The sequence below is a fragment of the Mucilaginibacter kameinonensis genome (assembly GCF_003675385.1).
GTDB classification, from domain to species: Bacteria; Bacteroidota; Bacteroidia; order Sphingobacteriales; family Sphingobacteriaceae; genus Mucilaginibacter; species Mucilaginibacter kameinonensis.
In genome coordinates this window covers 107,386-123,954 of record NZ_RCWZ01000006.1, presented here as the reverse complement: position 1 = coordinate 123,954, position 16,569 = coordinate 107,386, and the positions used below count along the sequence as shown (strand labels likewise).

Here is a 16,569-nt window from a genome sequence, read left to right as displayed (position 1 = left end):
GGTTAAACTTATGTTTTCAATAAAAAGCAGGAAGGTTAAAAATGGCCGGCGCTATTATGCATGAACATACAGCACAACGAACAGTTTTGCACGTTCCAAATTAAAACAATCCTTTTGCACAAAATGGCTCAATACTTGGTAAAATCGTATCAATCTTGAGACAAAATGCCGATCAGGCTAAAGGAACGGCATTTACACGGTACGACCCGGTAATCTGCAGCTTTATACTAAACTATGGGGTAGTTCAATTTATCACTGAACATTATACCGATACACCAACCGCCCTAAATTACCATCCTCATCAAATCCCTCAACAACTATGCGATATGAGCCTGTTCCATCGGCATTGAAATAATTAAACAACGCCTGGCCATTTTTATCTGTTACCAGCTCCGGTTGCCAATAAATAGTACTCCGCAAATCGGGGCGGTTACCGGCTTGCTCAAGATTTTCATATTTAGGTGAGTAAAATACACGCGCCTTATAAAATCCGGGCACCGATATTGGTAATATCCCGGTTGATGTGATTTCTTTTTCGGTAAGCCCCCCTTTTGCCTTTGTGGTTATCACGATTACTCCATGGCCCCCCCGCGCTCCATATATTGCCGCATTGGCATTGTAAAAAAGCTCTACTGTTTCAACATCCGAGGCGCTTATAAAATCAAGCGAACCTCCGCCAGGTATTGGGTTCGCCGAAATACGACTATCTATTGCCACCCCATCCAAAATTACTAAACCATCAAAATCACTCCTTAACATTGCGTATGCTCGTCCGCCGTGTACCCTGCTTTCTACCATTTGAGTTAACGAACCTGAAACAGGAAGCTGCCCCAGTTTTATCACCTGATCGGCACTACCCGGCCCTCCTAAAGCCGAAGAGCGATATTCATTCTTTTTAACGGCCTTGATCTTCACCTCTTTCAGCATTTTTATTTTGCTATACTTCAAATAATCATCTTGCCGTAACTTGTTATTTTCAAGATAGTTCGTCATTGATAAATTAATATCATTGGGTACGACGTTTAAGCCGAATGACGATACTGGCAGTTTTTGATTGTTTTTGTTATAAGTCAATCTTGTTGAGTTATCACCTTTGGCTGTAACAGCCTGTAAAATGAACCTGCCGGTATCGGTAAAGAACAAGTTACTGAATGCAAAATCGCCCCTATCGTCTACTGGTTGACTTAACACCGTTGTTGGTTGCGAAGAGATTAAAGAAACAGTGCCTTCATGCATGGCGCTCCCTCCCGAACGCTTTACATTGCCGCTTATTTCCAAACCCTTTTCAGGTTGGTATGCTATAGCCGGATAAGAGCCGCTTAATAAAGGCTTCCATTCAAAACCACGATAACCATTAGTAAGCATTACCAGATCCAGGTTTTTCGTTGTTTCGTCATTCACATTGGTAAAATAATAGTTGGGTTGTTCTACATTTCCCTTCAGATCTGAAGTTAACAACAGATCAGTTAGTATAGTATGTTCGGAATTTTCAACTACCGGAACTTTGCTTTCATCTATAACTGATACCGAAAAATGGCCAACTGACGGGTCGCCCGCTCTGTTCTTTGCATTCAGGCTGATATCAACCCTTTCCCTTTTTTTATAATCTGCTTTGGGGCTGTTAACGGCCAGGCTCAATTGATCATAGTTTTGCACAAAAATCAGGCGTTCACAAAGGGGCTCATTAACGGCAGAAAATAATGTAATGGTAGCTATCCCTGTTTTTAAACGCCGCTTTAAAATATCACGTGTTATTGTCTGACTATCTAACCTGCAGGCAATAGTTGAAGCGGTGCCGCCGGAATAAATGAGCAATGTAAATTCCTGTCCTTTATATTGCTTGTAAAAAGCATCAGCAGCATTTATTTTAACAATAGCACGGGGAATTTCACTATTATCAACAGATAAGCTAATTCCATTCTCCATGGGCATTGGAAGATTGACAGTGTTTTTTGTTCCGTTGGTATAATTAAGGTCGGCTTTATAGCTTTTACCCGGTTGGGCGTTCAGGTAAAAAGATCCCATACCCAAGTGCGATGAAGCAAATGTGGTTACCTGATTATTGTCATTATCGGTAATAATTCCGCTAACATTTACGCCTGCTCCGTCGGGGCCAATAGCCTTGAAGGCTATTTTAGATTGAATGCCGGTAATTATATTGCCACTTTCGGCAAAGAACTGCACATCAATTTTATTAGCGGCAATCGGCAGCGGCGCTTTGGTAGCGCTTTCGGCTATCTTATTACTGGTCGATCCAATTTTAATTCCCCGGTCAAAATAATTGTTACTGCCCTGGTTTTGCATCCATTTGGTATACGCCCGGATATGATAATTCCCTTTAGGCAAAGTATCCGGTAGGGCAAAATCCCCCCAGGCCACACCATCAGTTATCTGTAAATTAACAGCCTGATCGATTCTGTTTGCTGTATTGATCAACTCGGCATGCAACACACCGCTTATATCCGATAGCTCGTGGCGATCGCCGGCGGTTATATAAGCTTTAAAGTAAACTGTATCGCCGGCAGCATAGTAGGGTTTATCAAAATGCAAATAAACTTTTTCGGCAGTATATGAAGCATTGTAATTTCTAAGCTTATTTATAACATCGGTCAATCCTGGTTTTTCATTTACAGCCCGAGTGTTTAAAGGCTCATAATCAACTGGCAAAAGTTCGGCTACCCGGTTATTGCCCCATGCGCCGCTATATGTTACGCTATTAGGATCAAGCAGGGCCCCATTATCATCAAAAAGGGCGTAAGGCAGGTTAAAATTCAAAACCGTTACATCATGGTTAGCGGAACTGTTTATATTATTCATTTGCCCGCGTTTCGTAAAACGATGATCTTCATTATAAGTGATATGGAACGAATCAAAATCACAACCGAGGGCATGTACGCCAATTTGATCGGTTTTAACCATCATTTCATCCTCATTTAAAGGATAGGTCATCAGTATTGGGCGCCCTCTTTTGCTTAATAGTGATTTAGGCAGGTCCCGTCGTTCAGGGTTAGCATACTGCAATACACGAAACCCTTCCTCATCCAAATGTTTAGCCTGCAATGCACGTAAAAAATGCATAGCAGATCCTTTATAAACCTGCAATCTTGCCCTTTGCCAGTCTTTCTGTTGTGATGGCGTACCTTTTAACTCTTCAAACAGCACAGAACCCTCGTAGTGCAGTTTCCTGTTTGAAATGTCTTTATCATCATAAGTAAAATTTGTGATAAGATACTTTACCCGGTAACCAAGCCCACGATTTTCAACATTCAAAAAATCAACGGAAGATGCTGTCAGTGTTTTGGTGTCATCATCGTAGACAAAATCAAGCATTTCCGGATTCAGAATTTTACATTGATCGGCCAGTTCAGATTTACCTAAAAACTGCTCTTTAAAAGTTGTTAAATACTGCGCACGATTGGGGTCGGTGTGTTGTTTTACAATTACCTCCTTTAAAGCATAGGTTTTAGGCGACATGATAATATCGGGCAAAACCATATCACTACCAGTTACCGTTATGTTTTGCTTATAGGTTTCAAACCCAACAATGGAAACTACCAGCTCATATTTACCATTTTTGGCGTCGGCAAGGGTAAACGTTCCTTCGGGTGTGGTTTTTGCTCCAACAGTTGCATTACTTAAAAATACGCTTGCGTTCGCGACACCTTTTTTATCTGTTGCGTTGACAACCCTGCCTGTTATCCTGGTTTGAGCCAGGCACCAAAAGGGTGAAACCATCAAATAGTACAGAAACAATTTCTTTAACATAATGCAAACGATTTAGGTATGTAATAAAGTAAACAGCTGGCGCCGAAACTTTTAGTCGGTTTATGGTAATAATAAAGTTATTAAATATTATTACTAAAACCAACACAGCATTTTATGCTAACTTTCCGCTCTATCGCAAACATCAAAATGTATAATTCACTCACCGAAAGATTAAGAAACCAACACCTTGCTATAGCAGAATTGGTTGCAGGTACAAGCAACCAGAAGTTGGCTTCGCCACCGGCACCCGGTAAATGGAGTGCTTTGGATAATATAGCGCATCTGACCCGTTACCAGAAAATATTTATAGGCAGAATACACCAGATACTTAATGAAGATGTCCCGGTATTTGATCGTTATAATGGTGACCTTGATCCTGAATTTACTCCCTTCAGATTAATGGACCTAACTGAACTGCTGGATATTATAAAAGTAGACAGAGCATCAATTTCCGATCTGCTGGCCGGGCTTACCGATACAGAACTATTGCGCATCGGCGTACATCCTAAATATGGCAGGCTTACCATTTCAAAATGGGCCGAGTTTTTTGTATTACATGAGGCCCATCACCTGTTTACTATTTTTCAACTGGTTAACGGTACCGAATAATTTTGCCCAACAAAAAAGGCAGCCTATTAGGCTGCCTTTTACATTTATTAAAAGTTTTTACTTACTGTGCTAACTTTACTTCAACACGGCGGTTAAGCACACGGCCTTCTTCGGTTGAGTTATCAGCAATTGGTTTGCTTTCGCCCCAGCCTTTTACAGTCAGGTTATCACCGTTTACACCACTATTAACTAAATACAATTTTACAGAGTTTGCCCTATCAACAGATAATGACTGATTGTGCTCGGCAGTACCTTCGGCAGAAGCGTTACCATTCAAAATGAATTTAGCTGACGGATCTAATTTAAGTTCCTTAACAATATGATCTAAAGTTTGGTAAGAAGCAGTCTTTAACACTGCCGAGTTAAACTCAAACTGGATATTGGTAAAATTATAGTCTGGTTTTTCCGGAGCCGGAGCTGGTGGCGGCGGTGGAGTTGGCGCTGGCTTCGGAGCTGGCGGCGGCGTTGCAGGTTGTGCTGGCTGAGCCGGAGGTGGCGTTTGCACCACGGCTTTTTTGGTTTTGCAGGCTTGGGTTGTGATAGCTAAAACAGCTATAGTAAGAGCTAATAAAGATGTTTTTAGAGTTTTCATGTTTAATGAATTTGCGTAAACATAAAAAACGTTGGCATAATGTTTATAGTGCCCAACCATAATTTTATGGTTAAATAACGCTTTTTACGTACAGGTGTAGATTATTTAATCAATAGTTATGCCATTTGCCTAATAAAAAGCATCAAAACAAATGTTACGTACCTCACCAGTACTGCTTTCCTCATATAATCAATTTATATTTGCTATAACTTAAAAGCGAAAACAACCTACACCTTGCATCTCATTAAATCAATTACCGATATCATTAACTATCTAAAATATCGGCTGCACGAAACCGACATTACCCTGTATGCCGGTGCAACAGACCTGGAGATATACGAATTTGAGATCAGCGCAGGTGTAAAGTTACCTGATGATATCCGGCAATTTTACCAGTTCACTAACGGCTTCATGTCGGATGAAGACTTGTTTCGCATTGTCCCGCTTAATGAACTTATTCACAGCAACTCTCTTTATATTGCTGAGTTCCTGATTTACAGCGATCTTTGGGAACTGATCATTAATCCTGCTGCAAATAATTGCTACGAAATAACGTGTACCGATAAAGATCAAAACAGTTTGGTATTAACCACTTCATTTTTTGAGTTCCTCCAGCACTTTTTAATAGGTGGTGTATTTGAAAAGGATGGTTTATATGACTGGACAAATGCAATCGCTGCTAAAAACCGGAAATAATATTAAAATCCCCCTTCAAATCCCCTACACGCTAAAAACACCAACCCAATTCCCGGGCCTATTATTATCTTGGCGCACCATAATAAACCATCGCCATGAAAAAAATATTTGCTGTAATACTAATTGCCGTTACAACGCTTTCGCAATTTGCTTTTACTACAGAACAAATCAAGCCCGATAAATCCCCTGCCGAAAAAATCGCCGAAAAAAACCTCAAAAAACAAATAATGGCCGAAGCAGCCTGGGCCATGCAGCAGCAGCCGGTTACGGTTACCGCGTCATCATCGCCCAAAAGCGCCGGCGGCAAGCACGATTTTTTTTCGGAGGCCGATTATTTCTGGCCAGATCCTAAAAATCCCGAAGGGCCATATATCAACCGCGATGGCATGACTAACCCGGATAACTTTGTTGAACACCGCAAAGCGATGATCCGCTTCAGCAAGATCATCGGCGCGCTGGCTTCGGCCTATAAACTAACCGGAGATGAAAAATATGTAAATCAGGCCGTGATCCACCTTAAAGCCTGGTTTATGGATCCCGAAACCATGATGAACCCGAGCCTGTGGTTTGCTCAGGCGGTTAAAGGGCAGTATACCGGTCGTAATTACGGCATTATTGATACCATTCACCTGATGGTGGTTGCGCAGGGTATTATCGTAATGGAAAAAGCCATGGATCCGGCTACCCAATCGGGAGTAAAAAAATGGTTTGCCGACTATACCAACTGGCTTATGACCAGTAAACCCGGCATGCAGGAAAGGGACGTTAAAAACAACCATGCTACCTGCTGGGCTATGCAGGTAGCCTCGTTTGCAAAACTTTGTCAAAACAATGCGGTGCTCGATTCAATACGGATACGTTATAAAACGATACTGCTCCCACGCCAAATGGGCACCGATGGCAGCTTCCCCTTAGAGCTGGAGCGCACCAAGCCCTATGGTTACTCCATTTTCAATCTTGATGCCATGACCATGTTATGCCAGATCCTTTCAGGCCCGCAGGATAATTTATGGAACTTTGAAACTCCTGATGGCAAATCCATTAAAAGAGGTATAGTTTATTTATATCCTTTTGTAGCAGATAAAAACAAATGGACTTTAAAACCCGATATAATGTATTGGGATAACTGGCCGGTTGCCCAGCCATTCCTGTTATTCGGTGCTAACGCTTACCGTGAAAATGCGTGGTTAACAACCTGGCAAAAACTGGATCATAACCCTCAGGTTGAAGAAGTTATCCGCAATTTACCTATCAGGCACCCGCTTATCTGGTTTTAAACCGGGTAAGCGATTTACTCAAAAGCTCATTTTCCCTTACTATAATAATATATAACTGTGAGTTAAGCGTATCACAAAAATATTTCTTTGCCAAAAAGGAGGATTTTCCCTGTTAAGATTGCACTACAAAAGCACTACTACGCTTGCGATCGAATCGTATTGAGGTTATTATTAGGTATTTATAATTAGATGTTTATATAATTTTACTCATACCAAAACATCTATTACACCTATTAACGCGCCCTTCCTGATATTAGTATATGATATTCATAAGTATCATGAATTTGGTTAACAGGTTTGTGTTTTATTGCCCGGCTTATTTATAAACCAAATAATACATCAAAAACCACTTAACAAACTTAACTTATGAGATCAAAATCTAACTCTTACCTCCTTGGCCTGTTCCTGGTCGCTATGGCTGCACTATCATCCTGTAAAAAGGATAACATGGACCAGTTTAAAACCGGGGGCGACGCTAACACCGACAACAGCAATAAAACAGTTGCGGTTAACAACGCTGTTCCTGTTGCTTCATTTAAAGTAATTGGTTACCTCCCCAGCTGGCAGGGCGACGTAAACGCGGTACAGTACAGCAAATTAACCCATGTTAACTACGCTTTCCTTACCCCAACAAACACCGGGGGACTAAATCCGCTTGACAACCTTTCAAAATTCACTACCCTGGTATCAAATGCACACAGTCACAATGTTAAAGTTATTATTTCTGTTGGCGGCGGCGGTGGCGGCGATGCCTTCCATCCTATTGTTGCTAATGCCGGATACCGTACCGCATTTGTTAACAACATGGTTAACTTCTGTAACCAATACAATGTTGATGGTGTTGATATCGACTGGGAATTCCCATCGGCAGGTACCGAAACCAATAATTTTTACCTGCTGCTGCAGGAGTTATCAACCGCTATGCACAACAGCGGCAGGGTATGTACCATTGCTTCTATCTCGGTTGGCGCAACTTATGTTACCAACAACATGTTCACCATCCTCGATTGGATCAATATCATGGATTATGATGATAACAACTTTCAGCACTCTACTTATCAATCGGCAGTTGATTGTTTAAGCTATTGGGCTGGCCGCGGTTTACCTGTTGCCAAAACCATACTGGGCGTTCCATTTTACGCAAGGGATAACCGGTACGATTACTCGACTATGAATTATGTTGATGTACTGGCTTCAGGCGGAAGCCCTAATTCGGATACTTTCCAAACTTTTGGCTATAACGGTATCCCAACCATTAAAAGTAAAACCACACTGGCGCTTAACCAGGCCGGCGGTATGATGATCTGGGACCTGGGCGGCGATGCCACAGGAGCAAATTCATTGCTTTCGGCCATTAACTCCGTTATTACAGGTGGTACTACTACTCCCCCAAATACCCCGCCAATCGGCACGGTAATTTCGCTGAAGGGCTTTAACGGTAAATACGTTAGCGGCGAAAACGGCACGCAGGCCATGACCTGCACCCGTACTACAGCCGGAGACTGGGAGCATTTCACGGTGCTTGATGCAGGCAGCGGTAAAATTTATCTGCGCAGCATGGGTAAATACGTTTCATCAGAAAATGGCACTCAAGCTATTACGTGTAACCGCACCACACCAAGCGACTGGGAAAAATTTGACTGGATAGTTACTACTGATGGCAAAATCACCCTGCGCGGCAACAACGGAAAATTCATCTCCAGCGAAAACGGTACACAGGCCATGACCTGTAACCGGGCCACTGCCTCCGGCTGGGAAGCTTTTGGGTTGAATCAATAGAAAAAAATTTTATTCAAAGCAGGGAATGAGCGATTCCCTCCCTTGAGAGGGTGTAGGGAGGGGTTTCAACAACATGCTGTAATGAGCAAAACGAACAAACCCCTCCCTGCCATCACACATTTCCGTCACACCCCTCCCAAGGGAGGGAATTTGAAGAATATCGCTTTTCATCCATTTACCAATAAACCAAATTATGAAAACAACTTTAAACTCCCACCTGCTATGGTGTATAGCAGTAGTTTTCTTTGCGCTTTCATCGTGCCGTAAGGATAATTTTTCAGCCAATCAGCCCAATGCGCCTACCGATAATGCGCCTCAAAAATCGGTGGCCGTTGAGGCAGTTCCCGGCTTTAAAGTAGTAGGCTATCTGCCAAGCTGGGCCGGAGCTGTAAGCGCGGTTCAGTTCTCGAAGCTTACCCACATCAATTACGCTTTTGTACCACCTACTCCATCGGGTGGCATTGGCGCTGTTGATAACGTATCTAAACTCCAAAGCCTGGTATCAACCGGTCATGCCAATAATGTTAAAGTACTGGTATCATTTGGCGGCTGGAACAACGGCGACGATAGCGCCTTCGAAACCCTGGCTGCCAACGCAACATCCCGCACCAATTTTGTAAACAACCTTGTCAGCTTTGCCAATCAATACAACCTGGATGGCATCGACATCGACTGGGAATATCCTGACGACGGCGCTTCGGCTAACAACTATGCCGCGTTGATGTCGCAGTTAAGCACCGCCCTTCATAACCAGGGTAAGCTGTTAACCGCGGCAGTAATATCCAACGATGGCTCAAGCGTATTGAACAGCGTATTTGGCTATGTAGATTTCCTGAACCTGATGGCTTATGATGGCGATGGTTCAAACCATTCGCCATATTCACTGGCGCAAACATCATTAAACTACTGGATCGGTCGCGGGTTGCCTAAGGCCAAGGCTATTTTAGGGGTTCCGTTTTATGGGAGGGAGCCTTACACTTCTTATGCCGATATACTTGCAGGCGGCGGCAGTCCTAATTCGGATACCTGGAACGGTATTAGCTACAATGGTATCCCAACCATTAAAAGCAAAACTACCCTGGCTATTAACCAGGGCGGCGGTATCATGATGTGGGAATTATCGCAGGATGTTACAGGCGCAAACTCCCTGCTATCAGCAATCAATTCTGTTATCAATGGCAGCACAACACCGCCATCGTCTCCGCCAATTGGTACCGTTATCTCGCTTAAAGGTTTCAACAACCTGTACGTAAGCGGCGAAAATGGCACACAAGCCATGAATTGCAATCGCGCTACCGCGGGCGACTGGGAACATTTCACCGTATTAGATGCCGGCGGAGGTAAAATCTATCTGCGCAGCATGGGAAAATATGTATCGTCAGAAAATGGCACACAAGCCATCACTTGTAACCGTACCACACCAGGCGACTGGGAAAAATTTGATTGGATAGTTACTACCGATGGCAAAATCACCCTGCGCGGCAGCAACGGTAAATTCATCTCCAGCGAAAACGGCACCCAGGCCATGACCTGTAACCGGGCAACAGCATCGGGTTGGGAAGCTTTCGGCTTAAACCAATAAAACTATTAACTGCTTATACAAAAGGCCGGGGCTATGATACTAAAATCATAGCCCCGGCTGTTTTTCAAAGGGATAGATATTTATATTTTTTATTGCTAATCCATGAAAAATGTCATTTCGATAGAGCCCGGGCGGGCATGAGCGTCGGGGCGAAAGAGAAATCTTATACGCCTTGATAAGCGCAAATGCAAGGTGTAGAAGATTTCTCCTCTCCCTCACCGCACACTCCTCAAACTGGTTCGTTCGAAATGACAATAGTATATTATTATTTTCATCAAATTTACTTTGCAAATCTCGGCAGCAGATTGGTGGCGGCACCCATCATTTTTATTTTATACCGATAACCTCCGCCAAAAGCGTCTTCCTCTTTCAAAAACTCGTGGTTCTTTTTACTGATCCAGTACGTTTCTGTAAAGTGACGCCCATTGTAGTCGCTTTCATTGTACAGCTTCCAGCAATCCACTTTATTACCATCTAAAGTTGATATTACCTCGCTGCCGGTTACTTTATAAAGCACATAAAGCGGCGCCGGGATTCTGGCTTCATAAAAAGGAATAGCAAAATTTTTGCCTTCGGCCAGCGGTAACATCTCAAAGGTTTCAATGTCTAAATTCCAGTTAAGGTTAGGGAAAGTAAAATCGAGCTTAAAGTTCTTTGCCTCGTTATTGGCAACGGTATCGACACTTGTAATTTTATCAGGAGCCCAGTTAAATGCTTTTGTCTTTTTGCCGATGGTTTCTGAATGATAAAGAGGCGCGAAATCGGCCACCTTGTTAATAGAATAAACAGAACGGTAAGATGAACTATCATTACCATACCAATGTTGGGTTACGGTTAATACTTTTTCGCCGTTACGGGTTTCAAAGTTTATATCGCGCAGCCAAAGCCAGAATTTCAGACTGTGGCTGTCTTTAGTATTTTGAAAATAAACAAGGTATTGCCTTAAGCCGGGTTTAAGCGTTGAGGTAAGCAAGCGCTTATCTTTTATGCGAATAGTATCGGTTTGAGCAAATACTTTAGGCGTGTGCGAAAGCAGCAGCAACAGGCTGATACTAACGGCTACGATCTTTTCAGCTAAATGTTCGGTTTTCATGATAATTTGACGGTTTGATAAGGATAATTTTCTGTTAATAATTCAAAACTGTCCTTTATCAACCGGCAAATAAAATCAGTTAAACCGCTGCCGCTTTCTTTTTAACCCGATACGGCATTTATTCAATAATGTGTCTATAGCAACGTTTATTGAACCATTAACGTCATTTATTGAATAAATGCAGGCAACGGTTTAAAGCCGGCATCAGCAAACAAAAAGCTTAGTAATTTTAAAAATGCAACTATTTAAAGCCAGGCCATCCATTAAAAAACTCCAGCTTTTGGTATGGATATCGGTATGTCTGCTCCTGTTTTTTTCTTATTTGCCGATGGATGGCGCAACCCAATCGGCTATGTACGCCAGCGTAACTACTGCTTTTTATGCCATCATTATATATGGAAACATATCGGTTTTGTATCCCCTGTTTTATCAAAAAGGCAAATATGTGTGGTATGTATTGCTGGTGATCATATTTATAGCGGCAATCGGCACGCTGCGAGGATATATCACATTATTACTCTACAACAGCTTCTTTGCAAAAGTACCTGAACCGGTAAGCATCAAAGCTATTACCAATTATATTTCGGGCGGAGTGCTTATTTATATGTTAAGCCTGATATTCCGGATAGCATTAGAATATTTTAAGCTGAAACAACAAACCGAAGAGATCATTATACAAAAAAGCCAGGCCGAACTGAACCTGTTAAAATCGCAGGTACAACCGCATTTTTTGTTTAATACGCTCAATAATATTTATTACGAAGCCTATCGCGAAGCGCCCCGGACGGCGGCATTGATAGAAAAGCTGTCGGATATCATGCGTTATTTTGTTGATGAAAGTCCGAAAGATGATGTAACTATTGGTACCGAGGTACAGTTCATTGAAAACTATATCGCCTTAGAAAAAATCAGGATCAGGCACGAAGTAGTGGTATTTTTTGAAAAGAATTTCAACTCCGATCTCAGGATTCCGCCCATGCTTTTGATGACCTTTGTTGAGAATATTTTTAAGCATGGCATTGATAAATCGAGCGAGCAAAACCTTATTGGCATATCTTTGATTCAGCAGGATGGTTACCTGTTTTTTAAAACCAATAATACCATTCATGTTCAGGCAGCAAGCAAACGCACTGCAGGTTTTGGCATTGCCAATTTAACCAAAAGGCTAACCATGCTATACGGCGCAGATTTTGACCTGAAAATTGACAACAGCAACAACACCTTTTCTGCATTTTTAAAGATCCCGGTAGCATGAACTTAAGCTGTATCATTATTGACGATGAACCCAACGCGGTAAACCTGCTCGAAATCCTGGTGCAGCAAAGTACCCAATGGCAGCTTAAGGCCAAGTGCTACAACGCGCTTGAGGCATTGGCTTTCCTAAAAACCCATAAGGTGGATTTTATTTTTCTGGATATCAACATGCCGCAGCTAACCGGTATGGAATTGGCCGGTCTGCTGCCGCCCCAAACTAAAATTGTGTTCACTACCGCCTATTCGGAATACGCTGCCGAGAGCTATACTTATCAAACTATCGATTACCTGCTTAAACCCATTACGCTGAAGCGTTTCCTGGCTGCCATGCAAAAGATTGAGGCTTATTTTGGTAAGGCAGAACAAATGACTCCCAAAACTCAAACCGCCGACGAAGGCTATTTCTTTGTAAAATCGGGCAAGGTATTACGCCGCATCCTTCTGGATGAGATCCTGTACTTTGAAGGTGAAAAAGAGTACGTACGCCTCGTTACCGGGCAGGAGCAACTGCTGATCTATCGCCGGCTTAAAGATATTGAAGAACAGCTTTCGGCTCCATTTGTACGGGTGCACAACTCCTTTATTGTAAACACCAAACAACTGGCAAAAATCCAGGATAATCACATCTACATAGCCGATAAACATATCCCTGTGAGCGAAAAATTTAAAGAAGGGTTTATGGCGATAATTAATAAAAGGATATTTTAGCTTTTGTAAAGCGAACCAGGCTTTACCCTATCTTATGAAATTTAGAAAATTATCCGGCCTGTGCCTTTTGTTATTTATCATATTTAATAAATCTTCTTTCGCCCAGCAAAAAGCAAGCTTTCTATTAGTCGATGAGCAATTGTTGATCAAATCGAAAAGCTTGTTAAAACAAGGAGATAAAGATGCATCTACCAAAATCAACGCGATGATTAACCGGGCAGATAGTGCACTTACCAAAGGGCCATATTCGGTTACTTTCAACAAAACCAAAACCGCGCCAAGCAACGATAAGCACGATTATGTAAGCCAGGCACCTTACTGGTGGGCCGACCCCGCAAAACCCGATGGCCTGCCCTACATTCGTAAAGATGGCGAACGCAACCCCGAAATTTATTTACTGCATGACCGCAGTCAACTGGGCGATATGTGTACCGCCGTCAAGCAGTTGGGCTTCGCGTATTATTATACCAGGAATGAAAAGTATGCGGCAAAAGCCAGAAGCTTATTGCAAACATGGTTTATTGATCCTGCATCCCGCATGAACCCCAACTTAAATTATGCGCAATATATTCCAGGCCTTAATGACGGTCGGGGCATAGGTATAATTGAAAGCAGGGAGCTTACCGCGATACCCGATGCTATTGCCATGTTAAAGGGCAGCAAGGCTATGGATGAGAAATTGGTAAATGATATAAAAGACTGGTTTAAGGCTTTTGCCGGTTGGTTGCAAACCAGCCCTAATGGTAAAGACGAACGTTCGCAACTCAACAACCATGGCTCATATTATGATGTGCAGCTTATCGATTACTCGCTTTTTATAGGCGATAATAAAACAGCTACAGAATTAATCAAAAACATCACTATTCCACGTATTGATAAGCAATTCACTCCTGAAGGCGCCCAGCCCCTTGAACTTGCCCGCACCAAATCGTGGGATTATGTGAATATGAACCTGTATGCCTGGTGCCAGATGGCCATTTTAGCCAACCATCTAAATATCGACCTGTGGCATAAGCAAACCGCAGATGGCCGGGGAATGAAAGCCGCTGTAAAATGGCTGATCCCTTATGCAGCCGGCGAAAAAAAATGGGAAAACCAGCAAATAGCATCTTTTGAATATGAGCAGTTGAAATTTATTATGGATAAGGCAAGCGCGCAATATCCTGATCTTACATTTGATACGGTGTTTAAGAAGTTTCCGAAGGGAATTGAAGTGGAGTGATAGCCTTAGTTGCGGCTTACCTGTTTAGAATGCTTTAGTTTACTCTCTGCACATCGGCTCCGGCCTATTTGTCCCATCATCTTAAAGTCATTTGAAATAAAAATACCATAAGTAAATAAACATTTACTTATAATTGTATAACAATTCAAATTACCCGTGTTATGAGGCCAAAGAATTTAGAGAAAGAGCAAGCCATTCGCACCATTGCCCTTGATATTATTGCCAACGAAGGGCTCGAAAACCTGAGTATGCAAAAGCTGGCTAAGGCGGCAAATGTATCACCCCGTACCATCTATATCAAATACGAGGATAAGGAAGACCTGCTGATCAAGCTTTTCATTACCGAAGTTTTAGGCGCTTACGAAGCCGCTATCCTGAAAGGGTTTGATGAAAAAGTGGATTTTGAAACCGGCATTAAAAAGCTTTGGGACAATGGTTTTCAATACTTAAAAAATAACCGTACACACTTCGCCTTAATTCTGTATGGTAAATCTTCGCCTTTGCTTAACAAAGCCTATCAACGGGAAAATATTCAGCAGGGCCAGTTCTTCGCTCCCATCCATCGCTTTATTCAGTCAAATGTCGAGGCAGGAATAATCAGCGATCTTCCTTTTGATGCTCAGCGGGCACTTATGTTTTCGCCCCTGCTTGATCTGGTGAACGAGTATTTTGATCATCTCAACAGACCTATACAAATCATTACCGATGAAGTAGTATCGGCCTGTTGTGATGCAGTAATAAAAGGTATGATGAAATAATTAAACAACATGAAAGCAATTAAAAACAAAAATATAGCAATAGTGGGCGGCGGCCCAGGTGGACTTACCCTTGCACGCATTTTACAAATGAATGGCGCCAACGTAAAAGTTTACGAGCGCGACGAGAACCGGGAAGTGCGTGTACAGGGCGCTACGCTTGACCTTCATGAAGAATCGGGTTTGAAAGCCTTAGATGTAGCCGGATTGATGGACGCCTTTAACGCTAACTATCGCCCCGGAGCCGATAAACTAAGAGTTGTAGATAAATACGCCAACATTATACACGATGAGCACGGAGCCGACGGCGGCTCGTACAATCGCCCCGAAATTGACCGCGGCCCATTAAGAAAAATCCTGCTCGATTCCCTGCAACCGGATACTGTGGTTTGGGACAGCCAGTTTGTGTCACTTGATGAACAGGACGGTAGGATTAAACTGGAATTTAAAAATGGCTCAATTGCTTATGCCGACTTAGTGATAGCTGCCGATGGCGCTAATTCAAAGATCCGCCACTACATTACCCCTATTAAACCATTTTATGCAGGCGTGAGTGTGATAGAAGGAGCTGTTTATGACTCAGAAAAGGCAAGTCCCCGGGTTCACGAGCTGCTGAACGGCGGTAAAATATTTGCCATGGGCGCCGAAAAAACGCTGATAGTAAGTTCTAAAGGCGATGGCAGCCTCGTATTTTATGCAGGTATTAAATCAACGGAAACATGGCTGCAGGATAGCGGGATTGATTTCAAAGATAAAGCATCAGTATTTGCCTGGTTTAAGCAGGAGTTTGCCGGCTGGGACAATATCTGGGATGAACTATTTGAAAATGCTGAGCCCGTATTTATTCCCCGCCCTCAATATTGCATGCCCTTAGATCAAACCTGGGAAGCCCTTAGTAACCTGACCATGCTTGGCGATGCCGCCCATCTGATGCCACCTTACGCAGGCGAAGGCGTTAACATGGCCATGCTCGACGCGTTGGAACTGGCCCAACACTTATTAAATAATGAGTTTGAAAATACCCGTGATGCTATAGCCGCTTACGAAAAAGCAATGCGCGCGAGAGCATCCGAAACCGCCGCTATGACATTAGAACAAACGGAATCATTGCACTCGGCTGGCGGGCTAAAAAATCTGGTGGCAATGTTTAATCCGGAGGGGTAATTTCAATCGGCAAAGTCGATAAGATAAAATCCAAAAAACAACGTCATTGCGAGGAACGAAGCAATCCCAAACT

At 42.7% G+C, this 16,569-nt stretch carries 13 protein-coding genes; 10 read left to right on the top strand and 3 right to left on the bottom strand.

Annotated features, from left to right (window positions below; genetic code table 11):
• Nucleotides 1-252: 252 nt before the first annotated feature.
• The gene (locus EAH55_RS27730; RefSeq protein ID WP_121812554.1) at nt 253-3,765 is read right to left on the bottom strand and encodes a carboxypeptidase-like regulatory domain-containing protein; all 3,513 of its coding nucleotides are present in this window, start codon (nt 3,763-3,765) and stop codon (nt 253-255) included.
• Between the two features lie 147 nt (nt 3,766-3,912).
• Here EAH55_RS27730 and EAH55_RS27725 point away from each other — a divergent pair, with 147 nt between their 5' ends.
• Nucleotides 3,913-4,374 (top strand): DinB family protein, encoded by a 462-nt coding sequence (locus EAH55_RS27725; RefSeq protein ID WP_162997075.1) that lies wholly within the window; start codon nt 3,913-3,915, stop codon nt 4,372-4,374.
• Between the two features lie 61 nt (nt 4,375-4,435).
• Here EAH55_RS27725 and EAH55_RS31450 read toward each other — a convergent pair whose 3' ends face one another.
• Complete coding sequence (locus tag EAH55_RS31450; protein ID WP_121812668.1) at nt 4,436-4,966, bottom strand: OmpA family protein; 531 nt, start codon at nt 4,964-4,966, stop codon at nt 4,436-4,438.
• Nucleotides 4,967-5,200: 234 nt separating this feature from the next.
• On the opposite strand from EAH55_RS31450, the gene EAH55_RS27715 reads away from it, so the two are divergent.
• From EAH55_RS27715 to EAH55_RS27700, 4 genes are all read left to right on the top strand, one after another.
• The gene (locus tag EAH55_RS27715) at nt 5,201-5,662 is read left to right on the top strand and encodes an SMI1/KNR4 family protein (RefSeq protein WP_121812552.1); all 462 of its coding nucleotides are present in this window, start codon (nt 5,201-5,203) and stop codon (nt 5,660-5,662) included.
• 95 nt (nt 5,663-5,757) lie between these two features.
• Nucleotides 5,758-6,939 carry an alginate lyase family protein gene (locus EAH55_RS27710; protein WP_121812551.1) on the top strand — a complete coding sequence of 394 codons (1,182 nt, stop codon included), beginning with the start codon at nt 5,758-5,760 and terminating at the stop codon, nt 6,937-6,939.
• Between the two features lie 366 nt (nt 6,940-7,305).
• Nucleotides 7,306-8,718 (top strand): glycosyl hydrolase family 18 protein, encoded by a 1,413-nt coding sequence (locus tag EAH55_RS27705; RefSeq protein WP_121812550.1) that lies wholly within the window; start codon nt 7,306-7,308, stop codon nt 8,716-8,718.
• 193 nt (nt 8,719-8,911) lie between these two features.
• Entirely contained in the window at nt 8,912-10,300 is a 1,389-nt protein-coding gene (locus EAH55_RS27700; protein ID WP_121812549.1) for a glycosyl hydrolase family 18 protein, read from the top strand.
• Nucleotides 10,301-10,580: 280 nt separating this feature from the next.
• On the opposite strand, the gene EAH55_RS27695 is transcribed toward EAH55_RS27700, so the two are convergent.
• Nucleotides 10,581-11,393: a DUF3108 domain-containing protein gene (locus tag EAH55_RS27695; protein WP_121812548.1), complete on the bottom strand. Its 813-nt coding sequence runs from the start codon at nt 11,391-11,393 to the stop codon at nt 10,581-10,583.
• 235 nt (nt 11,394-11,628) lie between these two features.
• Here EAH55_RS27695 and EAH55_RS27690 point away from each other — a divergent pair, with 235 nt between their 5' ends.
• The 5 genes from EAH55_RS27690 (at nt 11,629) to EAH55_RS27670 (ending at nt 16,496) form a co-directional block, all read left to right on the top strand.
• Nucleotides 11,629-12,648, top strand: a complete 1,020-nt coding sequence (locus EAH55_RS27690; protein ID WP_121812547.1) for a sensor histidine kinase — start codon at nt 11,629-11,631, stop codon at nt 12,646-12,648.
• Nucleotides 12,645-13,355 (top strand): LytR/AlgR family response regulator transcription factor, encoded by a 711-nt coding sequence (locus tag EAH55_RS27685; protein WP_121812546.1) that lies wholly within the window; start codon nt 12,645-12,647, stop codon nt 13,353-13,355. Before EAH55_RS27690 ends, EAH55_RS27685 begins: the two co-directional genes overlap by 4 nt.
• 34 nt (nt 13,356-13,389) lie before the next feature.
• Nucleotides 13,390-14,577, top strand: coding sequence for an alginate lyase family protein (locus EAH55_RS27680; RefSeq protein ID WP_121812545.1), 1,188 nt, complete (start codon nt 13,390-13,392; stop codon nt 14,575-14,577).
• 161 nt (nt 14,578-14,738) lie between these two features.
• Nucleotides 14,739-15,335, top strand: a complete 597-nt coding sequence (locus EAH55_RS27675; protein ID WP_121812544.1) for a TetR/AcrR family transcriptional regulator — start codon at nt 14,739-14,741, stop codon at nt 15,333-15,335.
• A gap of 9 nt (nt 15,336-15,344) precedes the next feature.
• Nucleotides 15,345-16,496, top strand: coding sequence for an FAD-dependent oxidoreductase (locus tag EAH55_RS27670; RefSeq protein ID WP_121812543.1), 1,152 nt, complete (start codon nt 15,345-15,347; stop codon nt 16,494-16,496).
• The last annotated feature ends 73 nt before the right edge of the window (nt 16,497-16,569 follow it).